A 15,116-nucleotide genomic window follows, 5' to 3' on the forward strand; every position below is an offset into this window, starting at 1 on the left:
GCTCTCATCAAAGCGGGTCTATCTTGTCCCGGCAGCGATACCGCCCTATCGGATAGTAAAACATGTCCAGTTTCGCCAAAATGCACCAGTCCAATCTGAACACCTCCCTTTTCGGCCTGTCGCTGGATCGCCGCTCCGGCTTGCCGCTGCACACGCAGCTGACCCAAGCGCTGCGCGAGATGCTGCGCGCCGATCCCGCCGCAGCCGGAGAGCGCCTGCCGCCAAGCCGCGCACTGGCCGAGGAGCTGTCGGTCTCGCGCATGACGGTGACCACCGCCTATGATCAGCTGATCGCCGAGGGCTACCTGAGCACGCGACCCGGCGGCGGCACCTATGTGGCCGAGGACCTGCCCCATCTCGCACCGCCCGCGCCGCGGGACGCGACCAGCAAAGCATCAGAGGCTCGGCAGGACACGCCCGCCACCGCCTGGCTGCCCTTTCAGCCCGGCCTGCCCGATCAGGCGCTGTTCCCGCACAGGCTCTGGGCACGCCACCTCGAAAGGGCATGGCGCAACCCCGATCCCGCGCTTCTCGACCGGCCCGACCCGTTCGGCTGGACTCCGCTGCGGCAGGCGATCCGCGACCACCTCGCGGCGTGGCGCGGCCTCGATTGCGCGACCGAACAGGTGGTGATCACCGGCGGTGCGTGGGATGGGTTCGACCTGATTGCGCGGGCGGCGCTGCCCCCCGGCGCGCTGATGGCGACCGAAGACCCAGGCTGGGCGACGATGGGTCAAGTGCTGGCCGCAAGCGGGATCACCGATCGCCCGGTGCGCATCGACGCAGAGGGGCTCGACCCCGCCGATCTGCCGCCCGAGACCCGCGCGGTCACCATCACCCCCTCGCGCCATTTCCCGACCGGGATCGCGATGCCGCTGACGCGCAGGCTGGCGCTGCTTGACTGGGCACGCGAGCGCGATGCTTTGATCGTCGAGGATGATTACGACAGCGAGTTCCGCTATCGCGGTCAGCCCCTGCCGGCGCTGGCGGGGCTCGATGGGCTGCAGCGCGTGATCTATATGGGCAGCTTTTCGAAACTGTTCAGCCCGGCGCTGCGGATCGGCTATCTGGTGTTGCCCGAACGGCTGGTGACCCCGATGCGCGACGCGATTGCGACGACTGGATCACGGGTTTCGATGGTTCCGCAACCGGCGCTGGCGAGCTTCATGGCAAGCGGCGAATTCGCAACCCATCTGCGGCGGATGCGGCGCCACTACGCGAAGCGCCAGCGTCACCTGCTGAGCGAACTGGCGGGGCTGGAGCACTTTCTCCAGCTTCAGCCCGACCCGTCGGGAATGCATCTCTGCGCAGGCCTCGGCCCGGCCCTCGCTCCCTTGGGCGACCGCGCAATATCCGAGCGCGCGAAAGCGGCGGGCCTCACGCTGCGGGCGCTATCGTCCCATGCCCGCTTGCCCGACCCGCCGCAGGGCCTGCTCATGGGCTATGCCGCCTTCGACGAACGGGCGCTGAGCGGCGCCGCAAACACGCTGCGCGCCCTGCTGAGGGCGCTTTAGCAGATACGCGGCAACTGCTCGCCCACCAGCATATCGACGATGCGCTGACCTCCGAACGCCGTCGTCATTCGCACCTGCTTATGCCCCCCGACCGCACGGCCCACGATCACTGCACCGGACCCTTCGGGGCGCGCGCGCATCGCGGCCAGCGCCGCCTCGGCCTCGGCCTCGGGCACGAAGACCACGAGCCGCCCCTCATTGGCCAGATACAAAGGATCGAGCCCGAGGATCTCGCACATCCCCACGACCTCGGTGCGCAGCGGCAACGCATCCTCCTCAATCTCGATCCCGCAACCCGCAGCCTCCGCAATTTCGTTAAGCGCCGAGGCCAACCCGCCCCGCGTCAGATCCCGCGCGGCTTTCGCGCCCGGCGCCACCGTCAGCACATCCACCATCAGATGCCCCAGAGCAGCGCAATCACTCTCGATCGCGCTCGACAGCGCCAGATCGCCCCGCGCGGCAAGGATCGTCGCGCCGTGATCGCCCAACACCCCGTTCACGATGGCGACGTCTCCGGGCGCGACCCGCCCTGCGGCCATCTCGACCCCGCCGGGGATCACGCCGACGCCCGCCGTCGTGACGAACACCCCGTCACAGGCCCCGCGCCCCACGACCTTGGTATCGCCGGTAACGATCTTCACACCGGCAGCCTCAGCCTCGCGCGCCATCGTCGCCACGATCCGGCGCAGAAGCGCGATCTCGGTGCCTTCCTCGATGATGAAGGCCGCCGAGAGCCAGAGCGGCTTTGCGCCCCCCACCGCCAGATCGTTCACCGTGCCGCAGACCGCGATCTTGCCGATATCGCCGCCCGGAAATTCGATGGGCGTCACCACGTAGCTATCGGTCGTAAAGGCCAGCCGCGCGCCGGGCTCGGCCAGCGCCTCGGCCTGCAGCCGCGCCTGATCCTCCATGCCGGGCGGCGCGAAGACCGAGGTGAACACCTCCTCGATCAGATCCCGCATCGCCTTGCCGCCGCCGCCATGGGCCAGCGTCACCCGCTCGTCGCGCAGAGCCATTCTACCTACCTTCGCTTTGGTTCAAATATCCCGGGGGAGCGGCAAAGCCGCGGGGGCGGAGCCCCCTCCTCCCTCAATCACTGTCGCCCTCCGGCGACGGGGGGCAGAGCCCCCTACTCCGCCGGCTCGACAGCGCGCGCGCCGCCATATTGCCAATATGCCGCACAGGCCCCTTCCGAGCTCACCATCAGCGCGCCAAGCGGCATTTCCGGCGTGCAGCCGCGCCCGAATTGCGGACACTCCACCGGCTTCATCCGCCCCGTCATCACCTGCCCGCAGGCGCAGCCCTCGGCCTCTTCGACCTCGCGCCGACCGGTGGCATAGCCGATGCCGAACTTCTCCTCGGCGTCATAGGCTTCGTATTGCGCACGGATGCGCAGCCCCGACTTGTCGATCTCACCCAAGCCGCGCCATTCAAACGACGGCCGCGTCTCGTAGACATCGTCGATCGCGGCAAGGCTGACCGGATTGCCATGCTCGGGCACGACGCGGGCATATTGGTTCTCGACCTCGGCGCGGCCTTCCGCGATCTGGCGCAGCACCATCAGCACCGATTGCAGCAGATCGAGCGGTTCGAACCCGGCCACCGCAATCGGCTTGCCGTAATCCTGCGCGATAAAGTCATAAGGGTGGATCCCGATCACCATCGAGACATGACCGGGCCCGATGAAGCCATCAAGGCACATATGCGGATCGTCCAAGAGCGCCTTGATCGGCTCGGGCACGGTGATGTGGTTGCAGAACACACTGAAATTGCCCAAGCCTTCGCGCGCGGCCTGCCGGATCGCGAGCGCCGTGGAGGGGGTCGTGGTCTCGAACCCCAACCCGAAGAACACCACTTCGCGCTCCGGGTTACGGCGCGCCAGTTCCAGCGCGTCGAGCGGCGAATAGACCATGCGAATATCCGCGCCATCGGCCTTCGCCTGCAGAAGCGATTTCTTCGTGCCCGGCACGCGCATCGCATCGCCGAAAGTGGTGAAGATCACGCCCGGACGTTCCGCGATCTCGATACATTCATCGACGCGGGCACGCGGCAGCACGCAGACCGGGCAGCCGGGGCCGTGGATGAACTCGATGCCCTCATGGACCAGCTTGTCGAGCCCGTAGCGGAAGATCGAATGGGTATGCCCGCCGCAGACCTCCATGATGTGGACGGGCTTGTCCTTCGTCGCGCCGATCAGATCGGCCACCTTGGCGATCTCGGCCAGCAGCACCTTGGCGGCTTTCGGATCGCGGAATTCGGATGCGAATTTCATCTGCCTCACTCCCCTGCCAGCGCGGCGTCGCCCGCGGCCATCTGTTCCAGCGCCTCCTGCGCCTCGCCAAGATCGCGCAGCGCGATCAGCGTCTTTTCGGCCTCGTCCTCGTCGATCAGGCTCATCGCGAAACCGACATGGATCAGCGCCCATTGGCCTACGAGCCCCTCCAGCGCGCCCTCGGCCACGCAGGCCACATTCACTTCGCGGCGCACGCCCGACACTTCGGCCATCGCCATCTGGCGCGTCTCATCGGTGATCGCCACGATCTGGCCCGGAATACCCAAACACATCAGTCACTCTCCTCCTCAGTGGCCACCGACGGGTCGGCGATGCCGTAACGATCCAGTTTCGCCCGCAGGCCCACGCGCGACAGGCCCAGCTCGGCCGCAGCCCGGCTCTTGTTCCAGCGGTTGCGGGTGAGCGTCTCGCGCAGGATGCGCATTTCCATCAGCTCGATCCGGTCCTTCAGCGTGCCCTCGGCGGTCATCACGTCCTCGGCGGCGCGGTCGGCGCCCTCATCCGACGGATCGGCCTGCAGGATGTGACGCGAGATCAGCTCTGCGCCCAGCACATTGTCCTGCGCGAAGATCAGCATCCGCGTGACCTCGTTGGTCAGTTCGCGCAGATTGCCCGGCCAGTCGTAATTTTCCAGAAATTCCAGCGCTGCCGCCTCGAAGCCCATCACCGGCTTGCCGTGGCTCGTCGCGACCTCGGACAGGATCGCCTGCGCCAGCATCGCCACATCGCCGCGCCGCGCGCGCAGCGGCGGGATCGCGATCTCGCCAAGGCTCAGCGCATAGTAAAGATCGGTGCGGAACCGCCCCTCGGCGACGCCTGCGCGCAGGTCGCCCGCAGCACCCGCGATCAGTCGCAGATTGGTCGAGACCGCCTCCTGCCCGCCCACCGGCGTCACGGTCCCGTCGCGCAGCATCCGGTGTAGCGCAAGCTGCAATGCCGGACTCGCGCCCTCGATCCCCGCCAGATAGAGCGTGCCGCGGTCGGCTTTCTGCGCCAGCCCGATTTTGGCCACGCCGCCGGGCAGCACGCCACGCTTGGCGCCGAACAGCTCGACCATCGCGAGATCTTCCGGCATGCCCGAAATATTCAATTCGTAGAACGGCTTCTCCGAACGCAGCGAGCCGTAATGCATCGCGCGGGCCATCTGCGTCTTGCCCGTGCCCGGCTCGCCCGTCATCAGCACCGGCACGTCGAAGCTGGCATATTGCCGCGCGAGAGTGACCGCCGCGTTCATCGCGGAATTGGGCGCGCGCAGGATCGTCTCGAACCCCATCCCCTCGCGCAAGGACCGCCGCCGCTTCTCGACCCGCGTCTCGGTGGTCGAGTTGAGGAACCGCATCTCCAGCGTCAGCCGCTCGTTCTCGCGCGACAGCTGGAACATCCGCGCGGCATTGCGCGCCACGGCCAGAAGCTGCTCGGGATGCCAGGGTTTGGCGATAAACTGGTGAATGCCCGCATCGTTGATCGCGGCCACCATCGACGCGCTGTCGGTATAGCCGGTGATCACGACCCGCACCGTTTCCGGCCAGCGCTCGCGCACTTCGGTGAGGAAATCGACCCCCGAGCGGCCGGGCATGCGCTGATCGCAGAAGATCACCTGCACCCATTCCTCTTCGAGCACCGACATCGCCTCTTCAGCCCCCGGCGCGGTGAGGATCTCGAACTCGTCCTCGAGCGCCATTTTCATCGCCTGAAGCGAATGGGGCTCGTCATCGACGAGGAGGATGGCCGGGGTCGAGCCGGTCATGACGCGGCCTTCCGGTCGAGCCCGCGCTTGAGCCAATCGAGCCACGCCTGCATCCCCTCGCCCGTGCGGGCCGAGACGCGCAGCACCTCGATCTCCGGGTTCACGCGCTTGATGTTGGCCTCGTAGAGATCGAGATCGACATCGCAATAGGGGGCCAGATCGGTCTTGTTGAGGATCGCGAGACCGGCGGCTGCGAACATGTCCGGATATTTCAGCGGTTTGTCCTCGCCCTCTGTGACCGACAGGATCGCGACCTTCGCATCCTCGCCCAGATCGAAGGCGGCGGGGCAGACGAGGTTGCCAACATTCTCGATGAACAGAAGCGACCCTTCGGGCAGCGCGAGCCGGTCGAGCGCGGTTTCCACCATGCGCCCGTCGAGGTGGCAGCCCTTGCCGGTGTTCACCTGAATGGCCTTCGCGCCTGTCGCGCGGATGCGGTCCGCGTCATTGGTGGTCTGCTGGTCGCCCTCGATCACTGCGAGCGGCGCATCGCCCAGCATCTCGATCGTGCGGCACAGGAGCGTGGTCTTGCCCGAGCCGGGAGAGGAGACGAGGTTGGTCGCGAAGATGCCCTTCTGCGCCAGTCGCGCCCGGTTCTTCCCGGCGAAATCGTTGTTTTTCGAAAGGATATCGGTCTCGATCTCGATCAGACGTTCTTGGCTCATACCCGGCACTTCGGTGCCTGCCGCCCCAAGGCCGATATGGATATCGCCGTGGTCGTGGTGGTGATGGTGGGGGGCGTGATCGTGAGACTGATGGCCCTGCGCGGGTGCCGGAGCTCCTTGCGCGAGCACCGCCAGAGGCGCCGCTTTCGGCACGGCCTGACTGCTCTTTTCCAGATGGGCGCGGAACTGATCCTCCACGCTATGTCCGCTGCATCCGCACACCGTGCACATCAGAGCACCTCCATATCCTTGATCCGCATCTCCTCGCCGCCCTGCGCCAGCAATTTGCCGCCGCCGCAGTTCGGGCAAGGGTCCAGTCGATGTTCGATTTCCACAGTCTCCGCGCAATCATAGCAGAGCGCTTTGCCGGGGATGTCGATAATCTGCAATTCCGCGCCTTCCGCGGGCGATCCGCGCATCACCACGTCGAAGGCGAATTCCAGCGCGTGTTTCTCGACGCCTGCGAAACGCCCGATTTCGAGCCGCAGCGTGGTCACGCGCGAAAAGCTGTTGGCCTTGGCCGCATCCTCGATCACGCCGCGGATGCCTTCGGCGATCGACATCTCATGCATCGGCGACCTCCCGCATCAGAACTGGCACGCAGGGATCGAGTATGTCCACAACCAAGCTTGCCAAAGACGCTTTCTCTGCGGGCAGGGTCTCCAAGCTGCGCTGCAACATCCCACCCGGCACGGTCAGATGGTCGGTCGGCGTGATCCGCGTGAGCGCGCTCACACGACCGCCGCTCAGTCTGACCTGCAAGGTATAGGCGCCCCGCGCCGCCGCGACCGAAGCCACGCCCGGCGCGAAATGGCGCGCGGGCGGCGCATCGAAGCACAGCCGATCCAGATCGACCACGCGCCCCAGCGCCCGCCACAGCGGCCCGCGCCCGTAGCGCGCTTCGGCCTGATGCATCAGATCCGCGTCGCGCACCCGCCCGGCGGCGGAATTCTCCTGCGGCACCAGCGAGAGAGGCTGCGACAGGTCGGGCAGATCGGCCACCGCTTCGCCCGGCGCGAAACGCTCCGCGATCGCCGCCAGAAGCGGGCTGATCCCCGCACCGGAACTCAGCCAGTCCTCGAGCTGCGAGGGCCGCGCATTGCCCCAGATCCAGCGCTGCAACGCCGCGCCGCCCTTCGACCAATCCGCAGGCAGCGGCATCGGGTCGTGACCGATCAGCGCGGGCCAGCGCGGGCACAGCTTGGAGAGATGGTCGCGCAAGATCTCGCGCCGCGGGTCGCATCCGGCGGTCTCCAGCCCCGTCGCCAACCGCACCGCGAGGCCCTGCGCCATGCCGCACAGGTTGAACAGGCGGGGCATCAGTTCAGCGACCTCTTCGGGGGTCTTGCCCAGCATCATCGCCTCGACCGGGCTCGGCGCGGGCAGCGCTAGCACCGCCTTCAGCCGAGCGCCGTCGCGCGCAATGGTTATGCCGAGCGTCTGGTTCATTCCGCGTCATCCGCCTCTTCGCGCGGTGCATCCTCGGCCAGACCGGCCGAGATCAGCTTGCGCCGGGTCGGTTGCGCCATCTCTTCGACGCGTGCGTCTTCCGCCGCCTGCGCAGCCTCTGCCTCCTCGACCGCGGCAAGCTCGGCCTCGCGACCGGCGCGGATTTCGGATTTGCGATCCGTCTCGGCGCGGTTCTCGTCCTTGAACAGTTCCATCATGATCGCGCGGGCGACATCGGTCGCCTGCATCTGCGTCTGGAAATCGCCCATCGGCGAGAAGAGCGAGCACGCCTTGTAGCCGCCGCCCATCTCGCGGACGTTATGGATGAACTCGTACGTGCCGGACGGGAAATCGATGTTTTCCTTGGCGCCGGGGACCAGCGCCGACCAATCCTCGCTCTCGCGCGGCAACATGATCAGGTTCATGAACCACGGGCTGACAAGTACGCCGAGCCCGCGCCCCTCATGGGAGACGAAGCCCACCGGCTCGACCGAAAGCGCCTTGTTCACCAAGGGCACGTCGCGCATTTTCGAATGCCAGACCTCGCGGAAATCGGCCGTGAGCTTGGCCACCTGTTCCTCGATCCGGCGCGCTTCCAGCATCGCGGGCGCGCCCGGATCGGCCTGCACCATGAACTGCTCTTTCGGCGCGTCGCAATTGGGGCAATGCCAGTCCTCGGGCAGCATCGAGAACGGCGTGCCGGGCAGGACCTGACGGAAATCGTCTCCCTCCGCCGGATCGTAAGGCGTCCAGCAGATCTTGCACTCCATGATCGCCTGATCGGAAATCCGGTCATTGGCGCCCATGTAGCTGCCCTCGAACCCCGCGATGCTCATCGGATCGCCTCCAGCACTTCGACGATCCGCTCGGCGGAGTCGACGAGGTCCTCTTTCGCTGCGATCGCCACCTCGGGCATCGTGGTCACTTCGAACGTGTCGAGGATCAGCGTGTCCATCGAGTTGAAGAACTGCACGCGCCAGACATGAGGCAGCGCGGTCGCGGTGACGCGGCAATTGCCGTAGCCCCGCGACAGGATCGTCACCGCGCCTTCGCCCGTCGCCGCATCGAGCCAGACGAGATCTTCCTCGGTATGGGGCAGCAGGGTCAGGTTCACCACATGCGGCTCGCCGCCCATGAAGCTGCCCGATTTGTCCTCCAGTTCGGCCATCAGCGCCGGCGCGTTCACGACGCCCGGACCGCGCGGATGGGTCTTACCTTCGGCCTTGCGGAACGGCTCGAAGGCGCGGCTCAGCGCCGCCGAGGGGACGGGACCGACCTCGATCTTGTCGACACCCGCGCCAGCGATCATCCAGACGCCCGCGAAGACCGACTCCTGCACCGCCAGCGCCGGGATACCGCGGATCTTCATCGCGACCTCGCCCTGCCCCATCGTCTCTGCGATGAGCGCGCGGTTCTCCGCGTCGAGATGGCTCAGATCGAAGCTCGCCATGCCGCCTTGCGCCGCCGCCCCGCAGGCCTTCGCCACATCGGCCAGCGTCTTGAGCGCTGGCGTCACGCTGGAAGGGTCGTCGATGTCAGGCATATGCGCCGAATAGGTGCGCATACCCGAAGGGAGCTGCATGTATTCGAGTTGCGCATCCTCGTCTTCGGGTTGCGAGCCGGGACCGAAGCCCATGGGCGGAAGGTGGAAATTGGAAACCATCGTCTCAGCCTTTCGCGGTCAGGATATGAGAGGTGCGGGCGACGTAATCGTCCCAGTCGCGGATCTTCTCGATCGCGCCGAGATACTCGCCCTCGCGGTAGAACAGGAAACCGGGGGCTTTCAGCGCGCGGGTCTGCTGGCGCAGCTCGGTCTCGATCGCATCGCCCACCACAGCGCAGTCGAAGGCGTGCTGGAAGGCCATCCGGATTTCCGGCAGCACAACGGCGGCATCGGGGGTCTCGAGGTTGCGCTTGGCGTCGCCCGGAATGAACAGGCAATGCGCCCCGGGACGCGCGGTGAATTCGGCCACATCGGACATGTTCGCCAGAAGCGGATAGCCCATCTCATCGATCAGCCGGGTCACGAGCGGGTGCATCGCGCCCGAGGGCGGGGCCGTATCGGGCATTGCGAAATCGTGCATGTGTCTCTCCTCAGGCAGTCGTTTTGCCGGCATCGCGCGCGGCTTGCAGATGGGGCGGCAGTTGAGGCTCGCGAGCGTCGAGATCGGCGAAAGCATCGCCGAGATCGCCGCCCTGCATCAGGGCTCGCAGCCCGCCAAGCGCGGCCGCGATCTTGGCCGCCTCGTCCTCGGTGATCACCTCACGAGAAGCCCCGAGAAAGGCCAGAAGCCAGTCGCCGGGCTTGGCGTCGGGCGTCAGCGACAGGTCGACAATGCTGGGCTGCCCCTCTTCGAGAACCTCGCCGCGGATGCCATCGACCGCCACCAGTTGAACCGGGATTCCGACGCACATCAGGCGCGGACCTTCTCGGCGCCGGGGAAGAAGCGGTGATCGCCCATCCGGCAGGCCTCGCCCTCGGTCGGGCGGCCCCCTTCGTACGCGCCACGGCGGATCGAGACATCGGCGAGGTCATCGGCCTGCGTCACGCCTGCCGCGACCGAAATGCCCCAGCGCGCCAGTTCGGCTTCGCATTCGCGGATCGCGGGCTCGATCTGAGCGGCGACCGCGGGGCGCAGGCCTCCGCCATAATCCTCCAGCTCGACCGGCTGGCAGCCGATCAGCGTCAGCTTCGCCGGGCAGCGGTTCATCAGCTGCGCCGTGGCGATCACGTCCTGAAAGCCGGTCTGGTGCAGGCTCATTTTCTTGGCGCCCATGAAGGCGGGAACATCGCCGTCGCGCAGCACGCGCATCTCGCCCGGCTCCAGCCCGAAATCGATCGCATCGAAGACGATCAGCGCATCGGCCTCTTCGAGAAACGGCAGCAGATACAGGCCCTGCGTGCCGCCATCCAAGAGCTTGACGTTGTCCGGCACGGCGCGGGTCTCGGCCATGACCTCGACGCAGCGCACGCCGAAGCCCTCATCCGCCCAAAGAACGTTCCCGATACCCAGAACGAGCACCCGGTCCGGCGCAAAATCCGACATGATTTCCTCCCTCTCCCCGAGGCGGCAAGCGCGTTGCCATCCTCGCCTCGAATCGACAATAGGCTTTGCAGAGGGGCGGGTTTCACGGAAATCGCGCGGAACTGCGACAATCTGTCTAGCCATTGTTTTTACGAAATTTTATTTGGAACTACGCCACTATCAAAGCCACCAATGTGGAAACTATATTTCCACCTAAGCGAATTTTTCGCAATGCAATCTTCCACCGGCAGCGCAACGCTGGAAACAGCTCGAATCCGCGCCAGAATGCAGAACGGGCGCGGATTGCCCCGCGCCCGTTCGCCCTACCACCGCACGAACCGTTACTCGATACGATCGTCCTTAAACGTCCGGTGGCCGGAGATCATCGTGGAGACCATCGACTGACGGCTCATGATGTCCTCGCGGATCGCCGCGTAGATGTGCACGATCATGAAGATCACGATGGCCCACATTCCCAGATGGTGCAGCGTGTGCAGCCTCTGTGAGTTCTGCACGAGGCCCAGCACCCAGCCCATGGCGGTGTCGGGCAAAGAGCCCTGCCCCGCGCCTTCCGCATAGAGCGCCCAACCGGTGATCAGCATGAAGGTGATCCCGAGCGTCATGAAGAAGAACATCGCAAGCTGTGCCAGCGGGTTGTGGCCCACGTATTTCTTCGGCGTCTTTTCGAGGAAAGCATACCAGCGCAGCTCGTGCCCCAGCTCTTTCCACCAGCGCTTGCGCCAGACCGGCACGTAGAACAGCTGGCGGGCGTGGTGATTGCCCACGAAGGCCCAGTAGATGCGCCCGAAGAAGATCACCGTCAGGACCTGCGCCGCCGCGAAATGGCCGAAGCGGATATAGCCCATGACGAATTGCTCGGTCGCCTCGCCGATCTGCATCGACGGCAGGGGCGCGCCGATGAAATAGCCGGTGACGATCAGCACCGTGATCATCAGCGCGTTGAGCCAGTGCCAGAGGCGCACGGGCGCCTCGTAGACATAGACGGAGGTCCGGCGGCGGATCGAGTCGAGATCTTCCTCGGTCGCGTCGCCGGTCAGGCGGGAGGCCTCGAAGGCCCCTGTCGCCTTGGGGTTTGGCGTGTGGATCGTGTCCTCCATCGCCCTTACTCCTTGCGGACGCGCTTGACGGCGCGGGCGATCTCGACGGCCACATAGGCCAGGGCGATCGCGCCGGCCGCCATCGCGACATGGGCGATGGTGTGCCCTTCCGCGCCGGGGGCCACCGCGTGACCCGGATGGGCCAGCGCAGGACCTGCGATCATGCTGAAAGCAAATGCGAGTTTCTTCATGATTTCCTCCTCCCTCAGCGCACCTTGACGGTGGTGAGCTCTTCGCCGTCGGGCGACATCACATGGGTCGAACAGGCAAGGCACGGATCGAAGCTGTGCAGGGTGCGCAGGATCTCGACCGGCTCTTCGGGACGCTCCACCTTGGTGTTCATCAGCGACGCCTCGAAGGCACCGATATTGCCCTGCGTGTCACGGGGCGAACCGTTCCAGGTGGTGGGCACGACGCATTGGTAGTTCTCGATGCGCCCGTCCTTGATCTTGACCCAATGCCCCAGCGCGCCGCGCGGAGCCTCGGTCATGCCGACGCCCTTGGCCTCTTTCGGCCAGCTCGACGGATCCCATTTCTCGACATTGGCGGTGCTTTCGTCGCCATTCTTGATGTTGGTCATCATCTTGTCGAAGAAGTGCCGCTGCAGACGCGAGCAATACTCGGATTCCAGCGCCCGCGCCGCGGTCCGGCCCAGCGTAGAGAAGACCGCGCTCAGCGGCAGGTCCATCTTGCGCAGCAGACCGTCGACCTGGTTCTTGATGTCCTCGTGACCCTTGGCGTAGCCCACGACGTAACGCGCAAGCGGCCCGACCTCCATCGCGTGCCCCTTCCAGCGCGGGGCCTTGATCCAGCTGTATTTCGCAGCCTCGTCAAGCTCGATGATATTGGTCCGCGTGCCTTTGGCGTTCGGCCCAAGCTCGTATTGCGGCTCGGTCACGCCATCCCACGGGTGCAGGCCCTTGCCGGGCTCGCCATAGGTGTACCAGGAGTGATCGACGAATTCCTGCACCTGCTCGGGGTCGCGCGGATCGACGTCATGCACCTCGTTGAGGTTGCCGTTGATGATCGCGCCACGCGGCAGGTGAAGCTGCTCGGGCGAGAAGTCGTTCGGGTTCTCGGGAATGTCGCCATAGGCGAGACAGGCCTGCGACGATAGACCGCCGCCATAGAGCCAGTTCTTGTAGAAGCCGCCGATCGCGATCACGTCGGGGATATAGACGTTCTCGTTGAACTCCTGACACTTGTCGATGATCGAGGAGACGAGGTTCAGCCGCTCCATGTTGATCGCACCGACCGAGCCGACGCCGTCGATATTGATCGGGCACGGCACGCCGCCCACCAGCCAGTTCGGGTGCGGGTTCTTGCCCCCGAAGATGGTGTGAACCTTCACGATCTCCTTCTGAAGATCGAGCGCCTCCAGATAGTGCGTCGTCGCCATCAGGTCGGCTTCCGGCGGAAGCAGATAGGCTGGATTGTCCCAGTAGCCGTTTTTGAACAGCCCGAGCTGCCCGCTTTCGACGAATTTCTTGAGACGGTTCTGCACGTCCCGGAAATAGCCTGGGGAGGAGAGCGGATGGCTCGGGCTGACCTTCTGCTGCAGCTCCGAAGTCGCCTTCGGGTCCGCGCGCAGAGCGTTGACCGGATTGACCCAATCGAGCGCGTGCAGGTGGTAGAAGTGCACGATGTGGTCATGGATCTGCAGCGCGAGCTGCATCATGTTCCGGATCGAATTCGCATTGTCGGGGATCTGAATCCCCAGCGCATCTTCCACCGCGCGGACCGAGGTCAGCGCATGGGTGCCGGTGCAGACGCCGCAGATCCGCTCGGTGAAGGCCCAGGCGTCACGCGGATCGCGGCCCTTCAGGATCACTTCCAGCCCGCGCCACATCGTGCCGGTCGAGACCGCGTTGGTGATCATGTTGTTTTCGTCCACATTCACTTCGCAGCGCATGTGACCTTCGATCCGGGTCACCGGGTCGACGACGACCCGCTTGCCCGAATTGTCCATCGTGTAGCCGTTCGGCGTGTTGAGAACCGACATGGATTACGCCTCCTCGTTCTTCTTCTGGGCGCGTTTGAGCGCGGAGACGGCAGCGTGAACTGCCACCGCACCGCCGACGACGGCCGCCGTGGTGCCGCCGACCACATCGGCATTCGCTTCGATCCCGAATTGCTTGATGTTGGTGAGCCGGTCGTAGAAGGAGCCCTGATCCCAGAACCCGTCCTCGGAACAGCCGATACAGCCGTGACCCGACTGGATCGGGAAGCTGACACCCTCGTTCCAGCGCACGGTCGAGCACGCGTTGTAGGTGGTCGGCCCTTTGCAGCCCATCTTGTAGAGGCAATAGCCCTTGCGCGCGTTCTCGTCGTCCCACGCCTCGACGAACTGACCGGCGTCGAAATGCGGACGGCGGTAGCATTTGTCGTGGATGCGCTGCGAATAGAACATCTGCGGGCGGCCCTGACGGTCCAGTTCGGGCATCCGGTCGAAGGTCAGCATGTAGGTAATCACGCCGGTCATCACCTCGGCGATGGGCGGGCAGCCCGGCACCTTGATGATCGGCTTGTCGGTGATGACCTTGTGCACCGGGGTGGCGCGCGTCGGGTTCGGGGCGGCAGCCTGCACGCAGCCATAGGAGGCGCAGGCGCCCCAGGAGATAATGGCTTTCGCATGCTCGGCAGCGTGGCGGAGTTGGTCCACGAAGGGCTTGCCGCCCACGATGCAGTACATCCCGTCTTCGTTGAGCGGCGGATTGCCCTCCACGGCGAGGATGTAATTCCCTTTGTACTTGTCGATCGTGTCCTGCAGCGCGGCTTCCGCCTGCGCGCCCGCAGCCGCCATCAGCGTGTCGTCATAGTCGAGCGAGATCATCGAGAGCACGACATCCTTGGCCAGCGGGTGGGCCGAGCGGATGAAGCTTTCCGAACAACAGGTACATTCGAGCCCGTGCACCCAGATCACCGGGGTACGCGGCTTGGTTTCCATCGCATGGGCGATCTTGGGCACATAGGCCGGGCCGAGACCCAGCGCGGCCGCCGTCAGCGAGCAATATTTCATGAAGCTGCGGCGGGTAATCCCCTGCCGACGCATCACGTCGTAAAAGGTTTCGATCGCAGGCAAAGTGTCCCTCCCTCTGTGATCCCGATGACCGGATTCTCCCTCCTCCCGAGGGGAATTCGCATGTGTAGTCTCAGGATTGGCAGGTCGGATCCGCGAACAGAACGAAATAATGACAGGATGTCGCAGGCGCGAATTCCTGTTTGTTGCCAATATGTTGCCGGCCCTAATCCCGGTGCGGTGCGGGGCCGCACTGGTACGTCAGTGACCAGCTTTCCGGGATTC

At 65.3% G+C, this 15,116-nt stretch carries 17 protein-coding genes; 1 reads left to right on the forward strand and 16 read right to left on the reverse strand.

Annotation, left to right across the window (positions count from 1 at the left end):
* Positions 1–62 precede the first annotated feature (62 nt).
* Complete coding sequence (locus BMI87_RS06975; RefSeq protein WP_078520429.1) at positions 63–1,514, forward strand: PLP-dependent aminotransferase family protein; 1,452 nt, start codon at positions 63–65, stop codon at positions 1,512–1,514.
* Here BMI87_RS06975 and hypE read toward each other — a convergent pair.
* The 16 genes from hypE to BMI87_RS07055 form a co-directional block, all read right to left on the reverse strand.
* Positions 1,511–2,530, reverse strand: coding sequence for a hydrogenase expression/formation protein HypE (hypE, locus tag BMI87_RS06980; protein ID WP_078520430.1), 1,020 nt, complete (start codon positions 2,528–2,530; stop codon positions 1,511–1,513). The genes BMI87_RS06975 and hypE overlap by 4 nt on opposite strands.
* A gap of 113 nt (positions 2,531–2,643) precedes the next feature.
* On the reverse strand, positions 2,644–3,786 hold the full coding sequence (hypD, locus tag BMI87_RS06985) for a hydrogenase formation protein HypD (protein WP_078520431.1): 1,143 nt from the start codon (positions 3,784–3,786) through the stop codon (positions 2,644–2,646).
* A 5-nt stretch (positions 3,787–3,791) separates the two neighbouring features.
* Positions 3,792–4,079: a HypC/HybG/HupF family hydrogenase formation chaperone gene (hypC, locus tag BMI87_RS06990; RefSeq protein WP_078520432.1), complete on the reverse strand. Its 288-nt coding sequence runs from the start codon at positions 4,077–4,079 to the stop codon at positions 3,792–3,794.
* The gene (locus BMI87_RS06995; RefSeq protein WP_078520433.1) at positions 4,079–5,554 is read right to left on the reverse strand and encodes a sigma-54 dependent transcriptional regulator; all 1,476 of its coding nucleotides are present in this window, start codon (positions 5,552–5,554) and stop codon (positions 4,079–4,081) included. The genes hypC and BMI87_RS06995 overlap by 1 nt, the downstream gene beginning before the upstream one ends.
* Positions 5,551–6,450, reverse strand: a complete 900-nt coding sequence (hypB, locus tag BMI87_RS07000; protein WP_078520434.1) for a hydrogenase nickel incorporation protein HypB — start codon at positions 6,448–6,450, stop codon at positions 5,551–5,553. The genes BMI87_RS06995 and hypB overlap by 4 nt, the downstream gene beginning before the upstream one ends.
* Positions 6,450–6,791 (reverse strand): hydrogenase maturation nickel metallochaperone HypA, encoded by a 342-nt coding sequence (gene hypA, locus BMI87_RS07005; RefSeq protein WP_078520435.1) that lies wholly within the window; start codon positions 6,789–6,791, stop codon positions 6,450–6,452. The genes hypB and hypA overlap by 1 nt, the downstream gene beginning before the upstream one ends.
* On the reverse strand, positions 6,784–7,668 hold the full coding sequence (locus BMI87_RS07010) for a hypothetical protein (protein WP_078520436.1): 885 nt from the start codon (positions 7,666–7,668) through the stop codon (positions 6,784–6,786). The genes hypA and BMI87_RS07010 overlap by 8 nt, the downstream gene beginning before the upstream one ends.
* A complete protein-coding gene (gene hybE / locus BMI87_RS07015; RefSeq protein ID WP_078520596.1) occupies positions 7,665–8,498 on the reverse strand; it encodes a [NiFe]-hydrogenase assembly chaperone HybE in 834 nt (277 codons plus the stop codon). The genes BMI87_RS07010 and hybE overlap by 4 nt, the downstream gene beginning before the upstream one ends.
* 2 nt (positions 8,499–8,500) lie before the next feature.
* Positions 8,501–9,331, reverse strand: a complete 831-nt coding sequence (locus BMI87_RS07020) for a hydrogenase expression/formation protein (protein ID WP_078520437.1) — start codon at positions 9,329–9,331, stop codon at positions 8,501–8,503.
* A gap of 4 nt (positions 9,332–9,335) precedes the next feature.
* Positions 9,336–9,752 carry a hydrogenase accessory protein gene (locus BMI87_RS07025; protein ID WP_078520438.1) on the reverse strand — a complete coding sequence of 139 codons (417 nt, stop codon included), beginning with the start codon at positions 9,750–9,752 and terminating at the stop codon, positions 9,336–9,338.
* A gap of 10 nt (positions 9,753–9,762) precedes the next feature.
* Positions 9,763–10,083 (reverse strand): HypC/HybG/HupF family hydrogenase formation chaperone, encoded by a 321-nt coding sequence (locus tag BMI87_RS07030; RefSeq protein ID WP_078520439.1) that lies wholly within the window; start codon positions 10,081–10,083, stop codon positions 9,763–9,765.
* Positions 10,083–10,715, reverse strand: a complete 633-nt coding sequence (locus BMI87_RS07035; protein WP_078520440.1) for a HyaD/HybD family hydrogenase maturation endopeptidase — start codon at positions 10,713–10,715, stop codon at positions 10,083–10,085. The genes BMI87_RS07030 and BMI87_RS07035 overlap by 1 nt, the downstream gene beginning before the upstream one ends.
* 320 nt (positions 10,716–11,035) lie before the next feature.
* Positions 11,036–11,812, reverse strand: a complete 777-nt coding sequence (gene cybH / locus BMI87_RS07040) for a Ni/Fe-hydrogenase, b-type cytochrome subunit (RefSeq protein ID WP_078520441.1) — start codon at positions 11,810–11,812, stop codon at positions 11,036–11,038.
* A 5-nt stretch (positions 11,813–11,817) separates the two neighbouring features.
* Positions 11,818–12,003 carry a hypothetical protein gene (locus BMI87_RS07045; RefSeq protein ID WP_038145392.1) on the reverse strand — a complete coding sequence of 62 codons (186 nt, stop codon included), beginning with the start codon at positions 12,001–12,003 and terminating at the stop codon, positions 11,818–11,820.
* 14 nt (positions 12,004–12,017) lie between these two features.
* Entirely contained in the window at positions 12,018–13,814 is a 1,797-nt protein-coding gene (locus tag BMI87_RS07050; RefSeq protein ID WP_078520442.1) for a nickel-dependent hydrogenase large subunit, read from the reverse strand.
* 3 nt (positions 13,815–13,817) lie between these two features.
* The gene (locus BMI87_RS07055) at positions 13,818–14,894 is read right to left on the reverse strand and encodes a hydrogenase small subunit (RefSeq protein WP_078520443.1); all 1,077 of its coding nucleotides are present in this window, start codon (positions 14,892–14,894) and stop codon (positions 13,818–13,820) included.
* Positions 14,895–15,116 lie beyond the last annotated feature (222 nt).

The organism is Thioclava sp. F28-4 (assembly GCF_002020045.1).
Taxonomy (GTDB): Bacteria; Pseudomonadota; Alphaproteobacteria; order Rhodobacterales; family Rhodobacteraceae; genus Thioclava; species Thioclava sediminum.

What these genes read in the sequence shown, in the direction of transcription:
- BMI87_RS06975 (WP_078520429.1), top strand. Translation starts at nt 63, where the DNA reads ATGTCCAGTTTCGCCAAAATGCACCAGTCCAATCTGAACACCTCCCTT.
- hypE (WP_078520430.1), bottom strand. Translation starts at nt 2,530, where the DNA reads ATGGCTCTGCGCGACGAGCGGGTGACGCTGGCCCATGGCGGCGGCGGC.
- hypD (WP_078520431.1), bottom strand. Translation starts at nt 3,786, where the DNA reads ATGAAATTCGCATCCGAATTCCGCGATCCGAAAGCCGCCAAGGTGCTG.
- hypC (WP_078520432.1), bottom strand. Translation starts at nt 4,079, where the DNA reads ATGTGTTTGGGTATTCCGGGCCAGATCGTGGCGATCACCGATGAGACG.
- BMI87_RS06995 (WP_078520433.1), bottom strand. Translation starts at nt 5,554, where the DNA reads ATGACCGGCTCGACCCCGGCCATCCTCCTCGTCGATGACGAGCCCCAT.
- hypB (WP_078520434.1), bottom strand. Translation starts at nt 6,450, where the DNA reads ATGTGCACGGTGTGCGGATGCAGCGGACATAGCGTGGAGGATCAGTTC.
- hypA (WP_078520435.1), bottom strand. Translation starts at nt 6,791, where the DNA reads ATGCATGAGATGTCGATCGCCGAAGGCATCCGCGGCGTGATCGAGGAT.
- BMI87_RS07010 (WP_078520436.1), bottom strand. Translation starts at nt 7,668, where the DNA reads ATGAACCAGACGCTCGGCATAACCATTGCGCGCGACGGCGCTCGGCTG.
- BMI87_RS07020 (WP_078520437.1), bottom strand. Translation starts at nt 9,331, where the DNA reads ATGGTTTCCAATTTCCACCTTCCGCCCATGGGCTTCGGTCCCGGCTCG.
- BMI87_RS07025 (WP_078520438.1), bottom strand. Translation starts at nt 9,752, where the DNA reads ATGCACGATTTCGCAATGCCCGATACGGCCCCGCCCTCGGGCGCGATG.
- BMI87_RS07030 (WP_078520439.1), bottom strand. Translation starts at nt 10,083, where the DNA reads ATGTGCGTCGGAATCCCGGTTCAACTGGTGGCGGTCGATGGCATCCGC.
- BMI87_RS07035 (WP_078520440.1), bottom strand. Translation starts at nt 10,715, where the DNA reads ATGTCGGATTTTGCGCCGGACCGGGTGCTCGTTCTGGGTATCGGGAAC.
- cybH (WP_078520441.1), bottom strand. Translation starts at nt 11,812, where the DNA reads ATGGAGGACACGATCCACACGCCAAACCCCAAGGCGACAGGGGCCTTC.
- BMI87_RS07045 (WP_038145392.1), bottom strand. Translation starts at nt 12,003, where the DNA reads ATGAAGAAACTCGCATTTGCTTTCAGCATGATCGCAGGTCCTGCGCTG.
- BMI87_RS07050 (WP_078520442.1), bottom strand. Translation starts at nt 13,814, where the DNA reads ATGTCGGTTCTCAACACGCCGAACGGCTACACGATGGACAATTCGGGC.